This window comes from Streptomyces sp. NPDC043685, from assembly GCF_056436585.1.
Genome location: NZ_JBWKCH010000004.1, coordinates 347,293 through 371,005 on the forward strand (window position 1 = coordinate 347,293; position 23,713 = coordinate 371,005).

At 72.6% G+C, this 23,713-nt stretch carries 19 protein-coding genes and 1 pseudogene; 11 read left to right on the plus strand and 9 right to left on the minus strand.

Annotated features, from left to right (window positions below; genetic code table 11):
- Positions 1-463: 463 nt before the first annotated feature.
- Positions 464-1,261, plus strand: coding sequence for a hypothetical protein (locus tag AC0665_RS15080; protein WP_478705137.1), 798 nt, complete (start codon positions 464-466; stop codon positions 1,259-1,261).
- 14 nt (positions 1,262-1,275) lie between these two features.
- Here AC0665_RS15080 and AC0665_RS15085 read toward each other — a convergent pair whose 3' ends face one another.
- From AC0665_RS15085 to AC0665_RS15100, 4 genes are all read right to left on the minus strand, one after another.
- Positions 1,276-2,067: a GAF and ANTAR domain-containing protein gene (locus AC0665_RS15085; RefSeq protein WP_468634707.1), complete on the minus strand. Its 792-nt coding sequence runs from the start codon at positions 2,065-2,067 to the stop codon at positions 1,276-1,278.
- Positions 2,068-2,347: 280 nt separating this feature from the next.
- Positions 2,348-3,190 carry a TIGR03943 family putative permease subunit gene (locus AC0665_RS15090; protein ID WP_478705249.1) on the minus strand — a complete coding sequence of 281 codons (843 nt, stop codon included), beginning with the start codon at positions 3,188-3,190 and terminating at the stop codon, positions 2,348-2,350.
- On the minus strand, positions 3,187-4,176 hold the full coding sequence (locus AC0665_RS15095) for a permease (RefSeq protein WP_478705138.1): 990 nt from the start codon (positions 4,174-4,176) through the stop codon (positions 3,187-3,189). The genes AC0665_RS15090 and AC0665_RS15095 overlap by 4 nt, the downstream gene beginning before the upstream one ends.
- 87 nt (positions 4,177-4,263) lie before the next feature.
- A complete protein-coding gene (locus AC0665_RS15100) occupies positions 4,264-5,607 on the minus strand; it encodes a helix-turn-helix domain-containing protein (RefSeq protein ID WP_478603174.1) in 1,344 nt (447 codons plus the stop codon).
- Positions 5,608-6,363: 756 nt separating this feature from the next.
- Here AC0665_RS15100 and AC0665_RS15105 point away from each other — a divergent pair.
- The 4 genes from AC0665_RS15105 (at position 6,364) to AC0665_RS15120 (ending at position 10,839) form a co-directional block, all read left to right on the plus strand.
- The gene (locus tag AC0665_RS15105) at positions 6,364-6,924 is read left to right on the plus strand and encodes a hypothetical protein (RefSeq protein ID WP_468408217.1); all 561 of its coding nucleotides are present in this window, start codon (positions 6,364-6,366) and stop codon (positions 6,922-6,924) included.
- Between the two features lie 414 nt (positions 6,925-7,338).
- Entirely contained in the window at positions 7,339-9,744 is a 2,406-nt protein-coding gene (locus tag AC0665_RS15110) for a glycoside hydrolase domain-containing protein (protein WP_478603172.1), read from the plus strand.
- A gap of 11 nt (positions 9,745-9,755) precedes the next feature.
- The gene (locus AC0665_RS15115; protein WP_468408213.1) at positions 9,756-10,211 is read left to right on the plus strand and encodes a hypothetical protein; all 456 of its coding nucleotides are present in this window, start codon (positions 9,756-9,758) and stop codon (positions 10,209-10,211) included.
- Positions 10,189-10,839 (plus strand): M15 family metallopeptidase domain-containing protein, encoded by a 651-nt coding sequence (locus AC0665_RS15120; RefSeq protein ID WP_478705139.1) that lies wholly within the window; start codon positions 10,189-10,191, stop codon positions 10,837-10,839. Before AC0665_RS15115 ends, AC0665_RS15120 begins: the two co-directional genes overlap by 23 nt.
- Here the strand turns inward: AC0665_RS15120 and AC0665_RS15125 are convergent.
- Both AC0665_RS15125 and AC0665_RS15130 read right to left on the minus strand, forming a co-directional pair.
- A complete protein-coding gene (locus AC0665_RS15125) occupies positions 10,832-11,941 on the minus strand; it encodes a hypothetical protein (protein ID WP_478705140.1) in 1,110 nt (369 codons plus the stop codon). The two genes, AC0665_RS15120 and AC0665_RS15125, sit on opposite strands and share 8 nt — an antisense overlap.
- Before the next feature lie 65 nt (positions 11,942-12,006).
- Complete coding sequence (locus tag AC0665_RS15130) at positions 12,007-13,212, minus strand: PP2C family protein-serine/threonine phosphatase (protein ID WP_478705141.1); 1,206 nt, start codon at positions 13,210-13,212, stop codon at positions 12,007-12,009.
- A gap of 121 nt (positions 13,213-13,333) precedes the next feature.
- Between AC0665_RS15130 and AC0665_RS15135 the strand changes: the two genes are divergently transcribed.
- Both AC0665_RS15135 and AC0665_RS15140 read left to right on the plus strand, forming a co-directional pair.
- Positions 13,334-13,774 carry a hypothetical protein gene (locus AC0665_RS15135; RefSeq protein WP_468408205.1) on the plus strand — a complete coding sequence of 147 codons (441 nt, stop codon included), beginning with the start codon at positions 13,334-13,336 and terminating at the stop codon, positions 13,772-13,774.
- Between the two features lie 147 nt (positions 13,775-13,921).
- Positions 13,922-14,890, plus strand: a complete 969-nt coding sequence (locus AC0665_RS15140) for a hypothetical protein (protein WP_478705142.1) — start codon at positions 13,922-13,924, stop codon at positions 14,888-14,890.
- On the opposite strand, the gene AC0665_RS15145 is transcribed toward AC0665_RS15140, so the two are convergent.
- Positions 14,787-16,136 carry an aminotransferase-like domain-containing protein gene (locus tag AC0665_RS15145; protein WP_478705143.1) on the minus strand — a complete coding sequence of 450 codons (1,350 nt, stop codon included), beginning with the start codon at positions 16,134-16,136 and terminating at the stop codon, positions 14,787-14,789. The genes AC0665_RS15140 and AC0665_RS15145 overlap by 104 nt on opposite strands.
- Positions 16,137-16,213: 77 nt before the next feature.
- On the opposite strand from AC0665_RS15145, the gene AC0665_RS15150 reads away from it, so the two are divergent.
- The gene (locus AC0665_RS15150) at positions 16,214-17,023 is read left to right on the plus strand and encodes an alpha/beta fold hydrolase (protein WP_468634691.1); all 810 of its coding nucleotides are present in this window, start codon (positions 16,214-16,216) and stop codon (positions 17,021-17,023) included.
- A 43-nt stretch (positions 17,024-17,066) separates the two neighbouring features.
- Complete coding sequence (locus tag AC0665_RS15155) at positions 17,067-18,068, plus strand: endonuclease/exonuclease/phosphatase family protein (RefSeq protein WP_468634689.1); 1,002 nt, start codon at positions 17,067-17,069, stop codon at positions 18,066-18,068.
- Between the two features lie 74 nt (positions 18,069-18,142).
- On the opposite strand, the pseudogene AC0665_RS15160 reads toward AC0665_RS15155, so the two are convergent.
- Positions 18,143-18,421, minus strand: a pseudogene (locus AC0665_RS15160) (snapalysin family zinc-dependent metalloprotease); the annotation flags it as partial.
- Between AC0665_RS15160 and AC0665_RS15165 the strand changes: the two are divergent.
- Positions 18,404-19,279: a LysR family transcriptional regulator gene (locus AC0665_RS15165; protein ID WP_478705144.1), complete on the plus strand. Its 876-nt coding sequence runs from the start codon at positions 18,404-18,406 to the stop codon at positions 19,277-19,279. The pseudogene AC0665_RS15160 and the gene AC0665_RS15165 sit on opposite strands and share 18 nt — an antisense overlap.
- A 43-nt stretch (positions 19,280-19,322) precedes the next feature.
- On the opposite strand, the gene AC0665_RS15170 is transcribed toward AC0665_RS15165, so the two are convergent.
- The gene (locus AC0665_RS15170) at positions 19,323-21,386 is read right to left on the minus strand and encodes a PhoX family protein (RefSeq protein WP_478705145.1); all 2,064 of its coding nucleotides are present in this window, start codon (positions 21,384-21,386) and stop codon (positions 19,323-19,325) included.
- Positions 21,387-21,665: 279 nt separating this feature from the next.
- Between AC0665_RS15170 and AC0665_RS15175 the strand changes: the two genes are divergently transcribed.
- The gene (locus tag AC0665_RS15175) at positions 21,666-23,654 is read left to right on the plus strand and encodes a VWA domain-containing protein (protein WP_478705146.1); all 1,989 of its coding nucleotides are present in this window, start codon (positions 21,666-21,668) and stop codon (positions 23,652-23,654) included.
- Positions 23,655-23,713 lie beyond the last annotated feature (59 nt).

Consider the following 23,713-nt stretch of genomic DNA (forward strand, 5'->3'; position numbering starts at 1 on the left):
GCTCGCGGGCCGGGCGACGGGTTTTCGGCGGGTGGCTCCGCGGCCGGGCAACGGGTTCGGCGGTGGCCTTGGGGACAGGCGACGGGTTCTCGGCGGGTGGCCCCGGGACCGGGCGACGGTTTCTCGGTCGGGTAGCCCCGCGCCCGGGGCACGGGTTCGCGACGGGTGGCCCCACGGCGAGCCAGGCCCCACGGCGAGCGACGGGTTCTCGACGGGTAGCCCCACGGCGAGCGACGGATTCGCGACGGGCAGCCCCGGGGCCGAGCGACGGATTCTCGACGGGTAGCACCGGGACCGGGTGACGGGTTCGCGACAGGCGGCCCCGGGCGCCCAGCGCGCTCACCCGGACGGACTGTCTCGCTGGTGGGCGGGCGGTCGCGGTGGTGCCGTAAGAGCACCACCCGAGCTTGGAGGGACCGCCCCGCCCGGCGGCGCCTCCATGAGCCCCGCAGGAGGCACCCCGATGACGCACCCTCCGGCCGCCCGTGCGCTCCTGGCCTCCGCACTGTCCGTGACGGCCCTGCTGGCCACCGGGTGTTCCGTCGCGGACGAGCCGCGCCCCCGGTGGTTCTCCGCCTCCGCGTCCCCCTCCGGCGCGTCACCCTCCGCCGCGTCGCCCGCCGTCGAGCAGCCCGCCGGTTCCGGAGCCGCCCTCACCGAGGCACAGGCCCGGGCGGCGCTGGTCACCGAGACCGACCTGGGGGAGCCGTGGGGGCCGACCCGGGGCGCGCGGACCTGGCGGGACGGGCTGCTTAAGGCGACCACGGAGGACCCGGACTGCCAGCGGCTGCTGGACGTCCTCTACACGGAGGAGCCCTTCGGCACCCCGAAGGGCCCGCAGGCGACGTCCGCGCTCGACGACGGGGACACCGAGGCCCAGTTGCACTACCGGGTAGCCGCCCATCGCCCGGCGGACGTGGACCGCGCACTGGACTGGATGAAGTCGCTGCCCGGCCGGTGCGGCCAGTTCACGGCCGCGACCACCCGCGGCGGCGTCCAGGGCGTCGAGGTGCGGGACCTGCCGCTGCCGCCGGCGGGGGACGCCCGGCAGGGCCTGCGGGTCACGCTGGCCGGCGAGACGGAGGAGGGGGAGCTGACGTACCTCACCATGGACCTCGCCGCCGTCCGTGTCGGCGAGGAGGCGATCACCCTCACCCACGCCGGCCTCGACGAGGTGTACACGGAGGTCACCCAGCAGGCCGTGCAGCTCGGCGCGCAGCGCCTGGCCGAGCTCCGCAAGCAGGGCAGGGCGCAGATCTGAGGCTTCGCCCCGGGTCAGTACCGGTCGAAGCGCGTGCGGTGGGCGGTCACGTCCCGTGCCACGTCCAGGGCCGTGCGGCCACGCACGAAGGCGTCCGCCCGCAACCGTGCCAGGGCGTCGTCCGCGCCCACGCCGAGCTGCGCCATGATCATGCCGACGGCCTGGTAGACCTCGTCGTGGTCGGCGGCCAGCCCGCTCAGCCAGTCCTCCCCGTCCGGTGTCTCGGGCTCGGCCCCGTGCGGCAGCGCCATCAGGGCCACCGTCATGACACCCGCCACGATCCGGGCCACGTGCAGCTGGCGGTCGGTGAGCCCGCCCGGCCGGTCCCGGTACAGGTCGAGGGTGCCCACGCACACCGGGCCACTGCCCAGCGGCACCGCGTAGACCGCCCGCACCCCGGCCTCCGTCGCCTGCTGGGCGAAGACCGGCCAGCGTCCGGCGTCCCGGCCTCCGGTCAGGTCGCAGGCGAGCACGGGCGCGCCGTCCTCCAGCGCGCTCTGGCAGGGGCCGTCGCCCAGCGTCGCCTGGATCTGCGCCAGGTGCGCGGCCTGCGCACTGCTCGCGCTCAGTTGCACGGGCATGCCCTCGCTGCGCAGCGACACGCTGGCGCCGATCACCGGCAGCAGTTCCACCGCGACCTCGCACAGCCGTCCCGGCACCTCCCCGGGCTCGGCACCCCGCACCCCCCTGGCGATCACGTCGGCGGCGCGTACCCCGTCCGGGTCCGGGCCGCCGCCCCCGGTACGGCCGGGACCCGGGTCGCCGTCGGGGGCGCCTCGCGGATCGTCCCTGGGCCGCACGGCCACCGCCTCCTTCGATCGCCCCGGCGTTCCGCCGTCGCCGTCCGGTCTCCGGTGGCCGCGGGTGGGGCGGACGGTCGTGCGGCCGACGCGGCCGACCGCGCGTGACCGGTGCCCGGCCGGTGCCCGGCCGGCCCAGGCGCCCGCGACTTCGCCCGCTGCCGGCCGGGCACCGCGCCCGACACCCGCCCGGATCACTCCGAGCCCTCCCGGAATCGTGCCCCGACTACCCGTAGCCGGTGGGGCAAAACCCCTGCGTCCCGGACGTCCTCGCGCGAGACCGGCCTCAGCGCTTCTCGTACGGATTGTCCGGCTGCGGTACCCGCCGGACGGAGGTGGCGTCGACGACCGGGGGCCAGGCGGCGTCAGAGCCCGGTTTCCCCTCCGGACGCCATGTGCCGGTGACCGTCACCCATGTGTCGACCGGCGGGGCCTGCGCGCCGCGCACCTCGACCTCGGCGGTCGTGGCGTCGGCGGCGCAGCAGGAGACGAGGAGGCGGGTGACGTACCAGGTGCCGTCGTCGTCCCGGGTGACGAAGCCGGTGAGCCGGACCGTACGGCCCTGAAGCGAGCGGGCGCTGTCGTAGACCGCCCGGGAGCCGAACTCCCCGAGGGTGAGCTCGACGGGGTCGCCGGACGGCAGGGCCGGGAAGGTGCCGACGCCCTGGGCGGTGCGCCGGGCCGCCTCGCGCTCCGCGCTGTAGGAGCCGAGGGCGGGCGGCGGGAACAGCAGGAGCGCGAGGGCGGGGAGGGTGAGGAACCACGCGACACGGGGCCCGGCGGGACCGTGTCCGTGCCCTCCGTGGCCGCCGTCCTCCCCGGGCCGGGGCTCGGGCCCGGGGTCGTGCTCGTGCCCGGGGTCGTGCTCGGGCCCGGGGTCGTGCTCGTGCCCGAGGGCACCGCCGAGCTCACGCCCGGGGTCGAGGCCGTGCTCCTCCTCGTGGTCGGCGGTTCCGTGGGTGATCATCGCCGCCGCCGCTCCCAGCAGCATCAGCGTCACGCCCGACACCACCAGGTACGGCCGCAGCCCCGCCTGCACGTACCGCAGGTACAGCTCGCTGAAGAGGGACACCCGCAGGATCGCCGCGCCCACGAGCGCGAGCAGTACCGCCGGTCCGTAGCGCCTCACAGCAGCCACCACCCCACCAGGACGCTGCTCCCCACGGCCACCACCCACGTCACCGCCGAGAACCGCACCGCGAAGGCCCTGCCGAACGTGCCGGTCTGCAACGCGATCAGCTTCAGGTCGACCATCGGCCCGACGACCATGAAGGCCAGCCGGGCGGTCGGGGAGAAGCCGCTCAGCGACGCGGCCACGAAGGCGTCGGCCTCACTGCACACGCACAGCACGACCGCGAGCAGCGCGAGCAGCAGCACCGACAACCAGGCCGACCCGCTGAACACCTCCAGCAGCGACCGCGGCACGACGATGTCGAACGTCGCCGCGGCCCCCGCCCCGACGACGAGGAACCCGCCCGCGTGCAGGAAGTCGTGCTGAAGCCCGTCGACGAAGGCGCGGGGACCGCCGCCCGGTGCGCGCCCGCCGCCGTTCCGGGGCAGCCGCAGCCACTCCTGGCGCCCGAACCGGGCCCACAGCCAGCCCATCACCACGGCCGTGCCGAGCGAGGCGAGCAGCCGGCCGAGCACCATCTCCGGCTGCCCCGGGAAGGCGATCGACGTCGCCACCAGGACGACGGGGTTGATCGCGGGCGCCGACAGCAGGAAGGCGAGCGCCGCCGCCGGTGCGACACCCCGGCGCATCAGGCTCCCCGCCACCGGCACGGACGCGCACTCGCAGCCCGGCAGCACCACCCCGGCGGCCCCGGCGACCGGCACGGCGAGCACCGTACGGCGGGGCAGCAGCCGCTGGAACACCCGCTCGGGCACGAACGCCCCGATCGCCGCCGACACGACGGTGCCCAGCAGCAGGAACGGCACGCCCTGGACGGTGATCGCGGTGAACACCGTCCACCAGGCCGCGACGGGCGGGGTGTAGAGGTCGAGCGCCAGCATGGGTCCGAGCACGGACACCACCGCCGCGATGGCGAGCAGCGCCGCGCCGCCGAGCACGGCGTACACCAGGGCCCGCAGGCCCAGCCGTATGCCGTCGGCCATCGTTCGTCGGTTCTCCACGTGCCCGCCCCGGTCGTTCATTTCCCGGAGGGAGGCTAACCCGCACGGCTGTGCGAGGGCCCGGTTTCCTCAGAGAGGAGGCTGCGCGGGCGCGGGCCCGAGGGTGGTGGTGCCGGGGGCCGTACGGTGCCCGAGGCCCGTCCGGTAGGCGTCCAGGGCCGCCTCCACCCGGCCGGTCCGGCGCAGCAGGTCGCCCAGCAGCCGGCACAGGTCGGCCAGGTCCCCGGCGGCGCCCGCCCGCTCCAGCAGGCTCAGGGCGCGGACGTAGTGCTCCTCGGCGTCCTCCGTGCGGCGGGCGTCCTCGGCGATGATGCCGAGCAGGCGGTGCGCGGCGGCGGAGTGGACGGCGCCGCGCTCGGGGGACAGGTGCCCGAGGACGTCGTGCAGCAGGGCCGCCGCCTCGTCGGACCGGCCGCGCCGGTGCAGCACGTCGGCCAGTTCCACGGCGACCTGGCTGCTGTAGAGGGCGGCACGCCTGGCCGACAGCATGCCGAGGGCCTGCCGCAGCTCCTCCTCGGCTTGCTCCAGCCGACCGTCCTGGGCGTAGACGTATCCGCGCATCCAGTGGCAGTTGGCGAGTTCGGTGCGGATCTGCAGGCCCCGGTACAGCTCGGCGGCCTTGGCCAGGGAGGCGTCGGCCTCGGCGAGGCGGCCCTCGGCGACCAGGGTGCGGGCGACGGAGCGGTGCATGCGGGCGACCAGGGCCGGATCGCCGGACTGCGGGGCGAGGGCCAGGGCGAACTCGGCGGCCTGGGCGGCCCGGGCGTGCGCGCCCATGTCCATGTACGGGCCGATCGCGCTGGCGTAGAGCAGCAGCAGGGCGTCGGGGTCGTGGAGGCCGCCGCGGTTGAGTTCGTCGAGGGTGGTCTCCAGCAGGTAGACGGCGTACCGCAGTTCCCCGGCCAGGTAGTGGGCCACGGCCCGGCCGCGCAGGGCCGGGGCCCGGGCGGGCAGGGGCGCACCGGCCAGGCACTCCTCGGCCCGCTCGAAGTACTGCCGGCCGGCCTCGAGCTCGCCGGTCTCCAGGGCGCACTCGCCGAGTCCGAGCAGCGCGGCGGACTGCTCGGCGGCCAGACCGTGCGTCTCCGCCTCGCCGAGCAACTCGGCGTACTGCCCGGCCGCGGCCTCCGCCTCGCCGACGGCGAGCGTGCGCTGCGCCTCGGTCAGCCGCAGCCGCAGCCCGGTGACCAGCCGGGCCGAGCGCCCGCCGGCCAGCTCGTCGAAGGCCACGCCGAGCCGGTCGGCGAGATGCCGCAGGGCGTCGTCGGAGGGGCGTACCCGGCCGGACTCCAGGGTGGAGATGTAGGCCGGTGTGTACACGGGTTCCGCCAACTGCCGCTGTGTCAGTCCGCGTTCCGTCCGCAACCGCTGCACCCGGCGGCCGATGGTCCCCGGATCATCCCGCTCCCCCACGCCAACTCCCCTTGTCCCTCTTGCCGTTCGGCCCGGACTGGCCCTAGGTTAAACGGAGTGTTAAGCGGCATTGTCGAAGACGCTTAACACGCTGCCGCCGTAGTCGCCGCCCCAGTTGCGAGGTCGCCGTGCCGATGCGCACACGCACCGCCGAGCGGTACGTCAGAGGTCTGACGGCTGCGGTCGTCGCCGTCGCCACGCTCCTGCTGGCGGCGAACACGGGGTCGGCGAGAGCGGGGGAGAGCCGGCCCGAGCCGGCATGTCACAGCGATGTGAGCGACAAAGGCGACGCAGCCGGACGATAAGACGGCGAGGACGTCGACCGCGCAGGGGCGGAAATCAGCCAACGGAGTGATCACGCACTCCCTGACCCTTCACCCTTGCTTCACATGGGGCGCACTGTTCAGCTGCGGAGCCGCACCGGGGATACGTCACCTCAGAGGTTTCTGCCCTCCTGAGCGTTCAGGCCATTCCTTCAGCCGACCGACCCGTATGTCGGCTCCTCGGCTAAGTTCTACGCCTATTGCATGACGCACACGGGGCAGAACGACCAATCTGCCCCACCAGGCGCCCGCCTGACCACCGGGAGCCTCACCAGGGGGATACATCTCATGCCTTGTCGCTGTCTTTTGTGCGCACCGATGTGACCTGTGGTGGTCCCCCGCCGGTGCACCCATGCCCCATTCCCGGCGGAGCGTCCGAAGATGACGCGTGCGGTCCCGAGCCAGCTCTCTCTCGAACAGGAGTACCTGTCTTATGCGCACATTGATACGTTTCATCGCCCCGGCGGCCGCCCTCGTCTCCGTTCTCGCCGTCACTCCGCAGGCCATGGCCGCCGACCACGCCCCCTCGAGCAGGGGCATGCGCGTCCCTGGGACCAGTGTCGTGTTCTCCGAGAACGGAGCCCGTGACGCCGGGACGCGTGCGATCGCGGCGGAGAACCCTGCCGCCGTCAGCGCCACCGCGTCACTGTGCGGATCCGGGTACGAACTCGAGTCCGCCGAGCAACTCCCGGACGCGCGCCGATTCGGCACCCTGTTCACCTACACGAGATCCACGACCAGCGTGACGGGGGCGTGCGCGGTGTTCGACAACAACCTCGGCACGGCGAAGCACATGAAGCTGAAGCTGTGCCCGAACAGAACCGGCGTGGCCTGCAAGGTGGACGAGGGAACCTACTCACAGTACGCAGGCCCGGTCAAAGGCGAGGGCAACCACGACTCCGGCTGGAACAACTGCTCCCGGGTGACCGCGATCATGTGGTCGAGCGGCGTCGCGATCATCGACCGAGTCAGGTATGTAGCCCCCTGCGACTGACCAGTTGAGGCGGTTGCGTTCACGGCCGGCGGAGACCGCCGCACCTGTCACAGCGGATGCCGGGTGCGCACCACGCACGGGCCTGTGAGCTCGCCCCGTCGACCTTCGCATCGGCGCACGCCTCGAGACCCGCCGGCCTGTAACCGGGCCGGCGAGCGGCACCCTCCCACCCGTCGACGTCCTTCGACGGCCACAACGACAGCCCAGGACGCCACCTGACCGGCCCCTCGGCGCGACGTACCGGCGCTTCACCGGCACCGCGCATGCCGGCCATGCGCCGCTCGGCACCTGAACACACCTCACGGCACTCGCACCCACAGCGTGCGAGCGCTCATCCGGCAGGACGTCTCGTGCCATGAGCCGGCGTCGTCTGCCTCCGCGTCCCGACCCGCCAAGCAGTCCAGGAGATCCGACATGGCCGACGAGAAAGTCCTCGAAGCGCAGAAGTGGGTCAACTCGACCTATGCGAGCGTGTCCGGTTACCAGAAGTGCCCAGAAGACGGCAAGGTCGGCTGGCCCACGATGTATTCCTTCATCATGGGGTTGCAGAAGGAACTGGGCATCAGCCCCGTCGTCGCGAACTTCGGCGACGGCACCGTTTCCAAACTCGCAGCGCTCGGCGAACTCGACGGCGGCTGGGCAAAAAACAAAAATATCGTGAAAATCATCCGATACGCATTGTTCTGCAAGGGCTACACCGGCGGGTACTCCGACACCGGCTTCTACGACCCGGACATCAAGCTTGCCGTCAAGAAGATGCAGAGCAACATGGGCCTCTCGCAGAGCGGCAGCCTCCAGGCGAAGGTGTTCAAGGCGCTGCTCAACATGGATGCCTACGTACTCACCGCCGGCGGTTCCGAGGAGGTCCGCTCCATCCAGCAGTGGCTGAACGGTCGCTACTGGACGAAGAAGACGGTCGACATCGGCCCGGCCGACGGCCACTACTCCCGCAATGTCCAGCAGAACCTGATGAAGGCCCTCCAACTGGAGATCGGCATCGCCGAGGCGGACGCCACCGGCAACTTCGGGGCCGGAACGCAAGCCGGCATCAAATCCAAGGCCGGCGTCTCGGAAGGCTCGTCCGGAATCTTCGTCCAGCTGTTCTCCGCCGCGTGTGTCTTCAACCAGCCGATCGTCACCGTAAACGGGAACGGCGATACCGTTCAGACGGAGACGGTATTCAAGACATCATTCGACAGCAATCTGACCACCTTCGTCACCACCTTCCAGCGGTTCTCCGAGATATCCGCCAACGGTCGTGGTGACTACGCGACGTGGGCTCAGCTCCTGGTATCGATGGGAGACCCGGACCGACCGGTCACCGCCTCCGACACCGCCTACACGATCACGGCGTCACGCGCCAAGAGAATGTACAGCGACGGGTACCGATATGTCGGCAGGTACCTCAACGAAGCATCCTCAGGCGGCGGTTCGAAGATGCTTGAAGAAGGTGAAGTCTCCAACATCTTCGGTGGCGGACTCCGGATATTCCCGATCTTCCAGGACAACGGCAGGTCACTGTCCGAGTACTACTGGGGGAACGGGTACACCCACGCCAAGAAGGCCCACGACCAAGCCGTGCACTTCGGTTTCAACCGAGGGACGATCATCTACTTCGCCGTCGACTACGACGCCACCGACGCCGATATGCCGGCCATCCTCGAGTACTTCCGAGGCGTCGCGTCCGGGCTCGGAAGCAAGGGGAAGCGGTACGTGCACGGCGTATACGGCTCTCGACACGTGTGCGCCGAGGTCACCAAAGAGACATACGCCCGCTACTCGTTCGTGTCCGGCATGTCCTGGGGCTTCTCAGGCAACCTCGGCTATCCCCTGCCGGCGAACTGGTCCTTCAACCAGATCAAGGAATACCAGGTCACCAACGGAACGGACACCTTCTGGCTCGACCGGGACGCTCACCGCATCGGTAGCGATCCCGGCCAGAGCAGCGTCAACAGACCGTCGTCACCCGCGGACGAGTTCGTCAACTACATCAAGTCCCTCTATGACCTGGCCAAGGCATACGGCAAGGGCAACCCGAACCAGCTCGTCATGGAATACCTCCGCAGCGACGCGTACGACGACAACCAGTGGCGGGCTCTGATCGGGAAAGTGGACGCCGGGTTCGTCTCGTATGTGAACAGCCGAAACCTGAGCATCTGGCCGGAGTTCAAGGATCCGTTCACCGGTCAGCACATCGGAATCGAGCACTTGATGGCCACGGCGAACGGTCAGTTCGTCAAACCCAACCCGGCGGGGAACATCAGTCTCGGTGACGTCGCCGGCTGGGGCGGCGACCTGATGACCCTGTACGGCGAATGGCGGCGGGACCACGACTCCTACGCCTCCGGCGCCACCTACATCAACGACAAGATGGGCAAGATCGGCGTCGCCTCCAGCTTCGGCTTCACCGACCTCGTCGAAGACGCCGACGGATACCTCATCGCGCAAGCCGTGCGCGGCGGTAAGACCATCGTCGACGCGGTCCGTGATCACTATCAGGGCAGCGGCGGTCTCACCCGATTCAGGGACTACCTGAAGCAACGGTTCGGCGGCACCATCGGCGAGGCAGCCGCTCAGGCGAAGAAGATCCTCACGGACGAGCCCGCCAGCGGGGACGGGGTCATCCTGGTGGGCGGCCGCGCAAGCCTGATCCAGAAGTTCGGCGGCATACCCACCCTGATGCCGCACCTCCTTCCTTCCGACCAGCTCAACGCGTGGTGCAACGCGTTCGGCAACAACCTCGCTCAGCACGCCTCCACGGAAACGCTCCGGCGAGCGCAGTACCAGGCGAACCAGCGGCGTCTTCTTGGAGCGAAGTAGCGTCAGCACGCATGACACTCTTCGCACTCTTCGGCCCGCCCGCGATCACGCTCCTCCTCTTCGTCATCGGAGTGTTTCCGTACGCGCTGTGGGTGACCAGGAAGAGGCCCTCGCGGACGGCCCGTCTGGCCGCGGTCGGGAGCGCGGCGGCTCTCGCCGCCTACGGTGCCGGAACCTTCTACGGTCTGGCCTACACGAACCCACTCGACCTCTGTGCGACGAAGACCGCCAGTGGCGACTACGTGGACTCCGGGCGGGACTACAGCCTGACGTCGGCGACCGTCCACCATTTCCCCCCGTCCGTCACCTGCCATTGGAGCAGCGGATACAGCACCGACGATGTGTCGTTCTGGGTCACGCCTCTGCTTTTCGCGGGGCTGGCCTGCGCCACCGTCTGTTTCACCTTGATACTCATCAACCGCTCTCAGCGCAGAAGGGCCCCCCATGACAACGAACTTGACGCGTAGACGAGTTCTCGGCCTCGGGGCCGGGGCGGCGATAGCCGTCGCGACCGCCGGCCCGGCACAGGCCGCCCCTGCTGCCGGCGACCGCGCCTGGACCAAGCGCGCATCGGCGAACGGCTGGCCCGTCCTCGATCACGCCGGGAAGTACCGCGTCGAAGGCACCGACGTCGACGTCTTTCTGGCGGAGGGAGACGTCGCGACAGTTCTTCTCCACGTCGCCCGCCGGTTCGCCTATGAAGTCGACATGCTGTTGCCCGGTGACCTCCAGGGGCACACGACAAAGCGCGATATCGGCTCGGCATTCGAGTCGAACCACCTGTCGGGCACGGCCATCGCGATCCGGCCCATGCACTACCCGCTGGGAGCCGATGTCAAGAACACCGGCATGAGCGAAGCCGAGCAGATCGTCGTCACGGACATCCTCGCGGACTGCGAAGGCGTCATTGCCTGGGGCGGGCATCTGCAGCCGGTGAAGCAGTCCCACTTCCAGCTCGCCGTCGAGCCCGGAGACCCTCGCCTGAAGAAGCTCGCCGACCGCATCCAGGGATGGAACAGCACACCGGGCAGGGGCGCGGGAACGATCGATGCCTTCGCGCCGGCCAGGCGTCGCCGGGCGGCTCGCTTCACGTAGGCCGGGTGACCGCCGCCCCGTCCGAGATGCGTGTTCCGGTTCCGGCGGGCGTCTGCAACTGCCGCAGCTGCCGCTGCACATGATCCAGCGCCCCTTCGCGCCGCCCGGGCACCCGTTCGCGCAACGCGGCCAGGGCGGCGCCCAGTTCGCGTGCGGCGGCGGTGTCGCCGACCTGGCCCCACTGGTGGTGCGCCCGGTCCACGGCCGCCTCGACGGCGGGGGCGTCCGGTGTCTGCCCGGCGTTCAGCCGGGCGGTGGCGATCATCAGCCAGACGCGGCAGCTGCGGGCGGCGTCCCCGGCGAACATCGCGAGGTCGGCGCGTACCTCGGCCCAGTGCAGGGCCTCTTCGGAGGCGGGCCCGTGCGCGGTGACGGCGGCCTGCTCGTGCCGGGCGGCGAGCGCGTCCGCGTCGGTGTGCCGGCCGGACTGGACGGCGGCGGTGATGGCGGCGTGCGGATCCCCGCCGGTCGGGCCCGGCGTGCTCAGCACCAGGTCCGTGGCCGCGCTCTCCGGGGCGATCCGGCTCAGTGCCTGCTGGTGCAACTGCTCGACCGGCGGCCGGAATCCGCTGCGCAGGATGGTGGCGACGGCCTTCATGTACGCCGGGGCCCCGACCGTGCGCCGGGACGGCGGTGGCGCGATGCGACCGTGAACGGCGTTGCCGCGGCCCGAGTCGAGGGGGGTGCTCCGCAGCAGCTGCCAGGTCTCGGCGTCGGCGTGCAGGTCGAGCAGGAGGGTGGTGGCGCCGGCCGGTCTGAGCCGCAGTTCCTCCCGGAACCAGTGCCAGGGGAAGGCCGTGTAGCGGGCGGTGGAGGCGGTGGTGCGGGCCAGCGCGAGGTGGGGCAGGCGCTGCCGGCGGTCGAGCTGGAGCTGTCCGGTGACGTAGACGGTGAGCGGGCCGGGGGCCGCGGCGGCGGCGCGCAGGCGGGTCAGGACGGCCTGCGGCTCCAGCGGGTCGGCGAGTTCGACGACGTTCGCGGTGTCGGTGCCGGACAGCACGGCGGGCGGCACGGCGGCGAGGACCGGGAGCACGGAGGCGGCGTCCACCAGGCGTCCCCTGCCCACCGGCGAGGCCGCCAGCAGCAGCACGGTTCCGGGCATCGCCCCACCCCCTGTGTCGATCACGTACGTCAGCACCGTAACCGCTGCGGCTGCAAAGGGGGGTCTCAAGGCCGCAAACGTCCGCCTTCGGGGGCTTCGCCCCGGGGTCTCCTGCGGACGGCGAACACCGTGGTGTCGTCGGCGAGGCGCCCACCGCCGTGCCGCAGTGTGCCGTCCCGTACGAAGGCCGCCAGACGGGCCGGTTGGGCGATGCCGGGGTCCTCGGCGACGGCCCGGGCCACCTCGTCGGCGAGCGGGTAGAACGCCCCGGCGGCGTCCCTGGTCTCCGTCACCCCGTCCGTCACGAGCAGCAGCGTCTCGTCGTCGGTGGTCCGCCACCGCCCGATCCGCGGGGGCCCGGGTGCCAGACCCCGCAGGCCGAGCGGCAGACCGGCCCCGGCCGTCAGGGTGCGCACCCCGTGCGGCCCGACGGCGAGCGGCGGTTCGTGCCCGAACAGCAGGACGTCCACCGCCTCCCGGTCGTCGTCGGGGAAGGCGAGCAGGACGGCCGTGGCGAACCGGTCGCCGTCCGCGCGGCCGAGGGCGACGGTGTGCCCGCGGTGCCGGATCATCCGCGTCTCCAGCCGCTCGGCGACCGTCGCGAGGTCCGCCTCGTGGTAGGCGGCCTCGCGGAACGTGCCGAGCAGCGCGGCGGCCGCCTCCACCGCGCCCAGGCCCTTGCCCTGCACGTCGCCGACCAGGACGCGGGTGCCGTGCGGGCCGGGCTGGATGTCGTAGAAGTCGCCGCCGACGCGGGCGTCGGTGTCGGCGGTGAGGTAGACGCCGGCGTGGTCGAGGCCGCCCCAGCCGGGCGGAAGGGGGCGCAGCACGGTGCGGCGGACGGTTTCGGTGACGTCGCTCATGTGCAGCGCGCGGTGCTCGTCGCGCACGCGGATCGCGCAGGCCAGGGTGGCGAGGATGCCGCCGAGGGCGACGAGGACGAAGTCGGCGCGTCCGGCCCGGTATTCGTGCGGCCAGGCACTGTCGGCGACGACGTACGTCACCAGCGAGAGGACGGCGAACAGGGCCGTGCCCCACACCCCGCAGATCGAGGCGGCGATGGCCGGCACCAGCACGATCCAGGAGATCATGCGGAACTCGCCGATGGTGTGGTAGTCGGCCACCGCGATGGCGACGAGCAGCAGCAGGGGTGGCGCCCAGGCGACGCTGCGGCCCCGCACCCGCAGGAATTCCTGCCGCCGCACGACGTTGTGGCCCCCGGCCCGGGCGTGCCGGACGAGCGGGCCGTGCCCCTCTCGGTGGCGGCTCACGGCCCCAGCGAAACACGGGGCGGTACCGGCCGCATCCCGTCGCGCCCGCCCCGCCGACTTGCCGGGGGCTCCCGGCCGGTGTGCCCTGGAGCCAGGGGCAGGGACAGAGAGGAGAGCTGTCATGGCTCATGCGGCACCCGCCTCACGCAGGATGATCACGCAGCGTCGCCGGCCCGATGTGTTCGGCGCGCGCACCCACGCCGTCGCGAGGGTGGCACTGCCGGTGGTGCTCGGGTTGGTCTACGGCTTCTGGGCCGCGGCCAACCGGCGTCACGGCGGGCCCATCACGGGCTGGAACCTGCTGTTCGGCTTCGTCACGGCGCTGGTGTTCGCCGTGCTGTTCGCCGCCGTGTGGCAGCTGGCGCCGCGGCTGCCCCGTGAACTGCGCGCGCTGAGCTGGTTCGTCCTCACGGGCTGCGCGATCGGGTTCCTCTACAGCCAGACCGGCGCGTCCGTGTTCAGCTCCAGCGGTCTGGGGCTGCTGGTGGGGGCGGGCGTCATGGCGATGGTGTTCTACCGCTCCTACACGCTCGAGGACGCCGAGGGGCGGCGAACCGGCTGACGGCACGGCACACCCGTTCGGGCGAGTGCGCCCCGAGGCCGTGGAGAGCCGCTCGTCGCAGGTGGGGCGCCGTCCCACCCGGCGGGCGGGCGGCCGGGCACCGTCGCAGCGCTCGCGGACCGGGCCCGGTGCGCCTTGCCTGGAAGGGTGTCCCGGCGCGACCGGGCGCCCGCACCCGCGACGGCGCCCCCACGATCCCGGAACGTCCTGTCGGCCGTTCTGCTCACCGCGGCGTGCCTGCTCCTGCCCTTCGGCGCGCTGGCGTCCTGGGCCGCCCACGGGCTGACCGACACCGGCCGCTACGTCCGTACGATGGCGCCGCTGTCCGCCGACCCGGACGTGCGGCGCGCGGTCGCCGACGCCGTCGGGGACGGTGTCATGAGGGAGGCCGGGCATCTGACGGGCAGCGGGCCGCCGCGCGAGGCCGTCGGGCCCTTCGTGCACGACGCGGCGCGTTCCTTCACCCGCACCGAGGCCTATCGCGCGGCCTGGGACGCCTCGAACCGGGCGGTGCACGACGCGGTGCTGCGCGCCCTGCGCGACGACGGCGCCCACGGGGTGCCGGTCACCGTCGACCCGGCCCCCGTCATCGCCCGCGTCAAACAGCAACTCACCGCCGACCACGTCCCTTTCGCCCACCGCATCCCGGTCACGCACACGCGGATCCCGGTGCTGCCGGCCGAGGACCTGGACCGACTGCGCAAGGGGTACCACGTGCTGGACACCGCCGCCTTCTGGCTGCCGCTCGCCACCGCCGTCCTCGCGGTCTGCGCCATCGCCGTCGCCGCGTGCCGGCGCCGCGCGGTGACCGCCCTCGGTCTGGGCACGGCCCTGGGCGGCGCGCTGCTGGTCCTGGCCGTCGCGATCGGCCGCCGCCTCACGCTCGCCGATCTTCCCGACGCGCTCCACCGCCCCGCGGCGGGCGCGGTCTACGACGCCCTCACCGCCACCCTGCGCACGGTGTCCTGGCTGCTGTGCGCGCTGGGCCTGGCGGTGGCGGCCGGTGCCTGGATCACGGGCCGGTGGTCTCCCCGGCTCGCCGCGCGGCGAGCCGCGCGAGGGTCCGCAGGGCCCGTCGCAGATCCGGCTCCGGAGCCGACGCGAGCCCGAGCCTGACGGCGTCGGGCGTGTGCCCCGGGGCGACGGCGAAGTCCGGGCCGGGCGTGACGGCGATGCCGTGCGCCGCGGCGGCGGCCGTGAAGGTGTCGGCGCGCCACGGGGCGGGCAGCTCCCACCAGGCGAAGTAGGCACCCGGGTCGGACCGGACGGTGAAGCCCGGGAGTTCCTCGGCGAGGATCCGCTGCCGCCGTACCGCGTCCGCCCGCTTGGCCTCGACCAGCCGCGCCACCGTCCCCTCCGCGGCCCACCGCACGGCCGCCTCCAGCGCGAACCGTCCCGCGTTCCAGCCGCCCGAGCGCACGGCGGCGGCCACGGCGGCCGCCCGGTGCGGCGGCACCACGAGGAATCCGGCGGTGAGCCCCGGGGCGACCCGCTTGGAGAGCCCGTCGACGACGTGGGTGAGGGCCGGGGCGTGCACGGCGAGCGGATCGCCGGGCTCCCGCAGGAACGACCAGATGCGGTCCTCCACCACGGGCAGGTTCAGGTCGTGGACCAGCTGGGCGAGTTGCAGCAGTCGCGGCCGGCCCGTCGTCAGGGAGGTCGGGTTGTGCAGCGTCGGCTGCACGTACAGGGCGGACAGCGGCGCCGAGCGGTGCGCCGCGGCGACGGCCTCCGGAAGCAGCCCGGCCGCGTCCCCGGCCAGCGGCACCAGCGTGATGCCGAGGCGCGCCGCGATCTGCTTGACCAGCGGATACGTCAGCTGCTCCACCCCGACCCGGCCGCCCGGCCGGACCAGGGAGGCCAGCACGGCGGCGATGGCCTGCCGGGCGTTGCCCGTGAACAGCAGCCGCTCGGGGGCCGGACGCCAGCCCGGGGTGGTGAGCAGAGCGGCCGCGGCCTGCCGGGCGGCCTCGGTGCCGGTGGCCGCCGCCGGTAACAGCGCCTCGGCCAGCACGTCGGGGCGCAGCAGCGGCGCGAGCACGGGCGCGAGAAGCTCCGACTGGCCGGGCGCGCAGGGGTAGTTGAGCTCCAGGTTGACGGGAGCTGCGCCCGGGCCGGGCTCGGTGAGCGTCCGGCCCGCCTGCCCCGTCACCGGGGCGGCCCGTACGAAGGTGCCGCGCCCGACCTCCCCGACGACCAGCCCGCGCCGCACCAGTTCGCCGTACACCCGCCCGGCCGTCGAGGGGGCGACGCCCCTGCGGCGCGCGAACGCCCGCTGGGTCGGCAGTCGTTGGCCCGGGCGCAGCCGCCCGGTGGCGATGTCGTCGGCGATGCGGTCGGCGATACGCCGGTAGTCACTCATCGGCCGGACCCCCTTGGATTGCACCGAGAGCAAAGATCTTATTGCACCGAGTAGTTGAGCGGCCTAGGGTCGACGCCATGGCACCCTTCCTCGCATACGAGGACAAAGGATCCGATACCCACCGGGTACCCCTGGTCCTCGTCCACGGCCACCCCTTCGACCGCACCATGTGGGCCCCGCAGCTCGACCGGTTCCCGGGTACCCGCCGCGTCATCGCCCCCGACCTGCGCGGCTACGGCGCCTCCCCGACGGCCCCGGCCGTCACGGACTTCTCCGCCTTCGCCCGGGACATCGAGGCCCTGCTGGACGAGCTGAAAGTGCGGTCGTTCGTCCTCGCGGGCCTGTCCATGGGGGGCCAGATCGTCATGGACTGCTACCGCCTCTTCCCCGAGCGCGTCCGCGGCCTGGTCCTCGCCGACACCTTCCCGTCCGCGGAGACCCCCGAAGGCGTACGCACCCGGGACGCCATGGCGGACCGCCTCCTCGCCGAAGGCATGCGCGGCTACGCCGACGAGGTCCTGGAGCGGATGGTCGCCCCGTACGCGTCCGCCGAGGTCAAGGCGCACGTCCACGGCATGATGACGGCCACCTCCCCCGAGGGTGCCGCGGCGGCCCTGCGCGCCCGGGCCCGGCGGCCCGGCTTCGACACCCTGCTGCCCCGCGTCTCCGTCCCGGCCCTGGTCGTGGTGGGCGCCGACGACACCTTCACGCCCGTCTCCGACGCCCTGGCCATGCACGCGGCCCTGCCGGACGCGGAGCTGCACATCGTCGAGGGCGCCGCCCACCTGCCGAACCTGGAACGCCCGGAGGTGTTCGACCGGGCCCTGGAGGAATTCCTGGACCGGGTTGACGCCCGGCAACCTTCCCCCGCCCCACCCCGTCCTTGAGGGAGGATTCGGGGACCCCACCCCGCGAACGGAAGGCCGGGCCTTGGACACCGCCGCTGCCGAGTGGACCGCACGGGACGACGGACGCGAGCACCGTCCACCCGGACGGCGGCTCGGCGCCTGGTGCGCCGGTCTGCTGTTCGCCTCGGTGAGCGTGGTGGTCGGCTTCCGGGCCGCCGACAGCGACGGCATCACCCCCGTGCCGCAGCTCCTCGCCTTCCTCCCCTGGCTGCTCGTGCCCACCGGCGCGGGCCTGCTGCTCACCCTGCTGTCCCGCCGGTGGTCCGGGACGGTGTGGGGCGTGGTCCTGCTGGCCGCGCTGGCGTGGTACATCGAGCCGTACGGCAAGGCCGACGACCCCTCGGGCCGCCCGGTCGCCGACCTGCGCGTGCTGACCTCCAACGTCGAGTTCGGCCAGGGCACCGCCTCGCTCGTCACCGCCGTCCGCCGCGAGAGGCCGGACGTGGTCTTCGTGGAGGAGTGCGACCAGGAGTGCGACGCGCTGCTGAAGCGGGACCTCTCCGCGTCCTACCCTCACCGCCGGGCGGTGGAGGGCGGCGGTTCCGAGGGCTCCGTCATCCTCAGCCGCTTCCCGCTCCGGCCCACCGAGGGCGTGCGCGGCACGATGGGCATGCCCGGCGCGGTCGCCGACGTGGACGGGCACGCCGTACGGCTGCAACTCGCCCACCCCATGCCCCCGCTGCCCGGCCGGGTGGACCTCTGGCGCCGGGAGCTCGGCGCCCTGCGCGACGCGGCCGCCGCCGACCCCGGCACGCCCCTCGTCCTGGCCGGCGACTTCAACGCCTCCCAGGACCACGCCGCCTTCCGCCGCATCCTCGACACCGGCCTGCGCGACGCCTCCCGCCTGGACGGCGCCGACCGCACGGTCACCTGGCCGGCCCGGACGGCCCCCACGCTCGGCGCGCAGATCGACCACGTCCTGGTGTCACGGGAGTTCGCGGCGAGCCGCACCCGCATCCTGGACCTGGCCGACACCGACCACCGCGCGGTCGTCACGGACCTCACGCTGCACGCGGGACGCTGAGACCGGGACCCGGTGCGCGCACACGGATACGGCCGCCCCCGGCAGCGGGACGGCCGTATCCGCGTGGGGGTGTCTCAGCGGGCCGACTTCTCCAGGGCCTTGTCCATCGCCGCCGCCAGGCCGTTGACCCACAGCCGGTTGACCCGGGACCGCTCGGTCGAGTTCGGGTAGGCGTTGGTGCAGGACGGGCCGGGACCACCGCCCGACATCAGCTCACTGCACGGACCCGTGTAGTGGTCGGGCAGACCCAGGACGTGACCCGTCTCGTGGGCGGTGACCCGGGTGGAGTCGTACTGCTGGTTCTGCCGGTAGTCCAGGAAGATGTAGCCGCTGCCGTGGCCGTCGGTCGAGGCGTCACCCAACTGCGCCGTATCGAGCAGGAACTGGGCGGGCCGCTGTTCGTGCGCTCGCACACCGGCTGCCGCCCCACCCCGCTGGGCCGCCTGGTCCTGAGCCGGGCCCGCCCGCTGATGGCCGACCTGCACCTGCTGGTCACCGAGGCGAGGGCGGCGGCCGCCGGCGGCACCGAGCTCCGCATCGGCTCGACGGCGAGCAAGGCCCTGGCGGGCTGGCTGCGCCGGCTGCGCGCCCGGGGCCAGAACCCCAGCCTCCACATGAACGTCTCGCCCAACGCCCTGCTCCGCATGGTCGCCGACGGCCAGCTCGACGTCGCCTTCGTGCACGAGGTCGAGGGCAGCCCGCTGCGCATCCCCGCCGAGCTCCGGCTGCGCGTCCTGGTCGAGCGCGAACCCCAGTGCGTGTCGCTGCCTGTCGACCATCCGGCGGCCGTGAAACAGGAGGTCGACCTGGCCGACCTGGCCGGCGACCGCTGGATGATCGACCCCACGGTCGACGGCGAATGGGACGCCGTGCAGCGGATGTTCCGCGCCGCACGCGTCAGCCCACACGTCCTGCACGGCGACTACCACACGGCCGACGCCCTGGTCGCGACCGGTGAGGTCGTCACCGTCTGCCAGCCGACCCGCACCCCCCGCCCCGACATGGCGGTCCGCCGCATCAAGGGCGACCCGCTCGGCGTACGGCTGCTCGCCGCGGCCCGCACTCAGACCGACCTGGACGGCGTCTACCCCGCGCTGGAGGAGGCGTACGGGGAGGTGGCGCGGCAGGCACCGGCCTACCGGGAGTGGCACCGCCGGGAACGGCCGGCCCCCGGCGGCCCCCTCAGACCGCCGAGCCCGGCCCTTCCCTGACCCGGCCCGCGTCGCTCCTGTCGCCTCCCCCTCGCCGGCCGGCTCAGACGCCGATGTCACGCCCGTCGGCACGCCACACGGCCACCACGGCCGGGCGGACATACGTCCCGGGCCCGTCGGGCCAGGTGCTGGCGGGCTTCTCCACGGACGCGCCGTCGACCTCGCCCGGGTGCTGCACGGCCACCAGCACACGCCGGTCCTGGATGATCGGGCCACAGGTCTCGGCGCCCTTGGGCACGGTCAGGAACTGCTTGAGCTCACCGCGCCGCTCACCCCGGGTCGCCACCCCGAACAGGCCGTCGTGCGAGCCGAGCTGGGAGCCGTCGGTGGAGATCCACAGGTTGCCGTGGGGGTCGAAGGCCAGGTTGTCCGGGCAGGAGATCTGGCTGACGGCGTCCTTCGGGAACCCGGCGAAATAGGTCGCCGGGTCCTCCGGATCACCGGCCACCAGGAACAGCGACCAGGCGAACCGGGTGCTCTCGGGCCGGTTCCAGCGCTCGGTGAGCTCCAGCACGTGCCCGTGCTTGTTGGCGTTGCGCGGATTGGCCTCGTCCGCCTTGGCGTTGCCGCCCACACCGCGGTTGCTGTTGTTGGTCAGGGCGACGTAGACCTTGCCGGTCACCGGGTTGGGCTCGATGTCCTCGGGCCGGTCCATCTTGGTGGCGCCGACCTTGTCACCGGCGAGCCGCGTGAAGACGAACACCTCCTCGGCGCTCATCCCGTCCACGTGCGAGACGGCGCCCTCGGCGGTGGCGGTGGCGAGCGGGATCCACTGCCCGCTCCCGTCGAACTCGCCGTCCTTCGGCAGCTTGCCCGTACCGTCGATCTCGATGGCCGGGGAGTCGCCGGTGAGCCTGGCGACGTACAGCGTGCCCTCGTCGAGCAGCGAGAGGTTGTGCTCGCGGACGGCCCGGGACGAGCCGTGCCGCATGCGCTTGCTGCTGACGAACTTGTAGAAGTAGTCGAACCGCTCGTCGTCGCCGGAGTACACCACCGGCCGGCCGTCGTGCGTCAGCCGCACGGTGGCGGCCTCGTGCTTGAACCGTCCGAGAGCGGTGTGCTTGCGGGGCGTGGAGGAGGGGTCGTACGGATCGAACTCCACCACGTACCCGAACCGGTGCACCTCGTTCGGCTCCTGGGCGACGTCGAACCGCTTGTCGAACCGCTCCCACTTGCGCTCGGTCGCCCCGGTGCCGATCCCGTACCGCTTGTCGGTCGCCCGGCCGCCGTTGGCGAAGTACTGGTTGAAGTTCTCCTCGCCGTGCAGGGTCGTGCCCCACGGGGTGACACCGCCCGAGCAGTTGTTGAGGGTGCCGAGCACCTTGGTGCCGGCCGGGTCGGCGGAGGTCCTGACGAGCGCGGACCCGGCGACGGGGCCGGTCAGCCGGAACTCGGTGGTGGCGGTGACCCGCCGGTTCAGCCGGTGCCGGGGGACGGCGGTGAGCTTCCCGCTCCTGCGGTCCTCCTCCACCACGACGGCGGACAGCCCGTGCGCGGCCCAGGCGATCTCGGCCTGCTCGCGGGTCGGATTGGCGGAGTCGTACCCGCGGAACATCAGGATCTCGTCGGTGTACTCGTGGTTGGCGACGAGCAGCTGCCGGTCGCGCTCCCCGGGCAACGGCAGCAGGGCGAGGAAGTCGCAGTTGTACCCGAACTGCCCCGCCTGCGCCTTCGCGGTCTGCTTCTCCGGGTCGAAGGCGGGCGCACCGCGCAGGATGGGCTCGCCCCAGCGGATGACGACGTTCTGCCGGTACCCCTCCGGGACGGTCACGGCGTCGGTGGTGTTGGGCGCGACGGGCGCGAAGCGCAGGCCGCGCGCGCCCTTGCTCTTGCGCCGGGCGGCCTCGGAGACGGCGGCGGCCGGAGCGGCCCCGGTGACACTCGCGGCACCCGCCCCGGCGGCGGCCACGGTCACCACGGCCGCGGCGCGCATCATCGAACGGCGGCTGAGCGCACCGGCGATCACGTCACCGACGTACGCGTTGGAGCTGGTGTTGGGCACCTCGTGGAAGCAGGCGTCACCACATCGGAAACGACAGGTCATGGCGGACCGGCCGCCGGGGTGCGAACCGGACGGAGTTCCGATCAACGGCAGCAGCTTGCGCACTTTACTCTCCCCTGAAATGCCCTTGGTGTCAGCGTGACCGTAGGGGCACATACGTGCGGTAGCCGGGCGCCCGGGTGAACAACGAATGAACCCGTGGCTGCCGTACGGGGGTTGCGGCGATTCAGCCCGGCGACACCTGCACCGGCCGGATGCGCTCTTGACAGAGTGGGCCTGGGACAACAGACCCTGCCCAAGATCACACAGGAGGGCCGCTAACCTTACGTGTCCGTCCTGGCCAGGGATTGACGGGCTTCAACTCACGCGAAGGGTTGCGCGCACATGGGCATTCTCACTCGGTTGCGGAACGCGTTCGGACGATCCCGCAAGACACAAACCGCCGAGGCGGAGGATGCGGCACGTACGGCGACCGCCGGCGAGACCGGCGGGACCGAGGGCCTGACCAGCGCGGACACCGGCCACGACGCCACCGCCGCACCGGCCTCACCCCCCGCCGGGGACCCGAAGGTCCCCTCCCCCTCTCCGGAACCGAAGCCCACGCCTTCGGCCAACGTCCCCGAGCCCCGCACATCGGACGCCGGAGAACACGACCTCGTCTCGGCGGCCTTCGACCGTGTGACGGTCCCGAGGCCGACACGCTCGACGGACGGGGAGCCGGGTTCTGCGGCGGAATCGGCGGGGGTTGAGGAGGCTGCGGCTGCCGAGGAGCCTGCGGCTGCTGAGGGGACGGCGGTTGCCGAGGAGTCGGCGGCTGCTGAGAAGGCTGTTGCTGACGAGGAACCGGCGGTTGCCGAGGAGCCCGGGGCTGACGCCGAGCCGACGGTCGCCGAGAAGCCCGAGGCTGTGACCGAGCCGGCGGCTGCCGAGAAGGCGACTGCGGACGAGGAACCGGCGGTTGTCGCGGAGGCGGCTGCTGGCGTGGAGCCGGAGTCGGCCGTGGCGGACAAGGCCGCGGATGCGGAGGGCGCTCCGGCGAAGACGCCGGTCGCCGAGGAGCAGGCGGTGGCGGACGAGGCCACGGCGGAGAAGCCGACCGCAGCCGCCCCGGCGACGGTCGAGAAGACGGAGCCGACGACGCCGGAGAAGCCTGAGGGCAGTCCCGCGGACGAGGCACAGTCCGAGCCCGCGGCAAAGAAGAACGCGAAGGCGAAGGCCGGGTCCGACGCACCGGCGAAGGCGGCGGAGGCCAAGCCCGAGCCGACGCCCGAGACGCCCGCAGAGCCGAAGCCCGAGCCGGCGGCCGAGCCCGAGCCGGCAGCCGACGCGAAGCCGAAGGCCGAGCCCAAGGCCACACGGAAGGCCGCGCCGAAGACCGAGGCCAAGACCGAGCCCGAGCCCGAGGCCGCGCCGAAGACCGAGACCAAGGCCAAGCCCGAGCCTGAGGCCAAGCCCGAGCCGGAGGCCAAGCCCGAGGCCGCGCCGAAGGCCGACGCCAAGCCCGCTTCGAAGGCCAAGTCGAAGTCCGCGCCCGCGGCCAAGGCCGATCAGGGGACGAAGTCCGAGAAGGCCCCCGAACCCGCGGCCGCCGACGGCGACACCGCCCCGCAGGGGCCACCCGCACCCGGCGACGAAAGCGGCACGGGTGGTGCGGGTGGGAAGAAGGACACGGCCGAAGCCGCAGGCGAGACCGCAGGCGAGGCCGAACCCGCCCTCCCCCTGACCGCCCTCAAGAAGCACGCCCCCGGCCTCACCACCGCCTACAAGGCCGCCGCCACCACCCTCGAGAAGAACGACCTCACCGGCACCCGCGCCAAGGTCTACCTCGTCCTCGACCGCTCCGCCTCCATGCGCCCGTACTACAAGGACGGCTCCGCCCAGGCCCTCGCCGAGCAGACCCTCGCGCTCGCGGCCCACCTCGACCCCGAGGCCACCGTCCCGGTCGTCTTCTTCTCGACCGAACTCGACGGCACCGGCGAGATCACCCTCTCCGAGCACGAGAACAAGATCGACGACCTGCACGCGGGCCTCGGCCGCATGGGCCGCACCAGCTACCACGCCGCGGTGGAGGCGGTCCTCGCCCACCACGACAAGACCGCGGCGGGCCCCGGCACCCCCGCCCTCGTGGTCTTCCAGACCGACGGCGCCCCGGACGCGAAGACCCCCGCCACCCAGGCCCTCACCGACGCCGCCAAGACCCACCCGAGTGTCTTCTTCTCCTTCGTCGCTTTCGGAGACCCGGAGAACAAGGCCTTCGACTACCTCCGCAAGCTCAAGACCCCGAACACGTCCCACTTCCTCGCCGGTGAGACCCCCCGCGAGCTCACGGACAAGGAGCTCTACGAGGGCATCCTGGCGAACTGGCGCCCGTAGCCGGTCGCTGCCCGCGACGCCGCCCGCTTCCCACCCCGTAAAAGGGGAGGCGGGCGGCG

Excerpts from the sequence above, each read along its gene's own strand:
- AC0665_RS15135 (WP_468408205.1), top strand. The coding sequence starts at position 13,334 with ATGGCTCATGCGGCACCCGCCTCACGCAGGATGATCACGCAGCGTCGC.
- AC0665_RS15125 (WP_478705140.1), bottom strand. The coding sequence starts at position 11,941 with ATGCCCGGAACCGTGCTGCTGCTGGCGGCCTCGCCGGTGGGCAGGGGA.
- AC0665_RS15150 (WP_468634691.1), top strand. The coding sequence starts at position 16,214 with ATGGCACCCTTCCTCGCATACGAGGACAAAGGATCCGATACCCACCGG.
- AC0665_RS15175 (WP_478705146.1), top strand. The coding sequence starts at position 21,666 with ATGGGCATTCTCACTCGGTTGCGGAACGCGTTCGGACGATCCCGCAAG.
- AC0665_RS15120 (WP_478705139.1), top strand. The coding sequence starts at position 10,189 with ATGACAACGAACTTGACGCGTAGACGAGTTCTCGGCCTCGGGGCCGGG.
- AC0665_RS15095 (WP_478705138.1), bottom strand. The coding sequence starts at position 4,176 with ATGGCCGACGGCATACGGCTGGGCCTGCGGGCCCTGGTGTACGCCGTG.
- AC0665_RS15115 (WP_468408213.1), top strand. The coding sequence starts at position 9,756 with ATGACACTCTTCGCACTCTTCGGCCCGCCCGCGATCACGCTCCTCCTC.
- AC0665_RS15105 (WP_468408217.1), top strand. The coding sequence starts at position 6,364 with ATGCGCACATTGATACGTTTCATCGCCCCGGCGGCCGCCCTCGTCTCC.
- AC0665_RS15110 (WP_478603172.1), top strand. The coding sequence starts at position 7,339 with ATGGCCGACGAGAAAGTCCTCGAAGCGCAGAAGTGGGTCAACTCGACC.
- AC0665_RS15145 (WP_478705143.1), bottom strand. The coding sequence starts at position 16,136 with ATGAGTGACTACCGGCGTATCGCCGACCGCATCGCCGACGACATCGCC.
- AC0665_RS15080 (WP_478705137.1), top strand. The coding sequence starts at position 464 with ATGACGCACCCTCCGGCCGCCCGTGCGCTCCTGGCCTCCGCACTGTCC.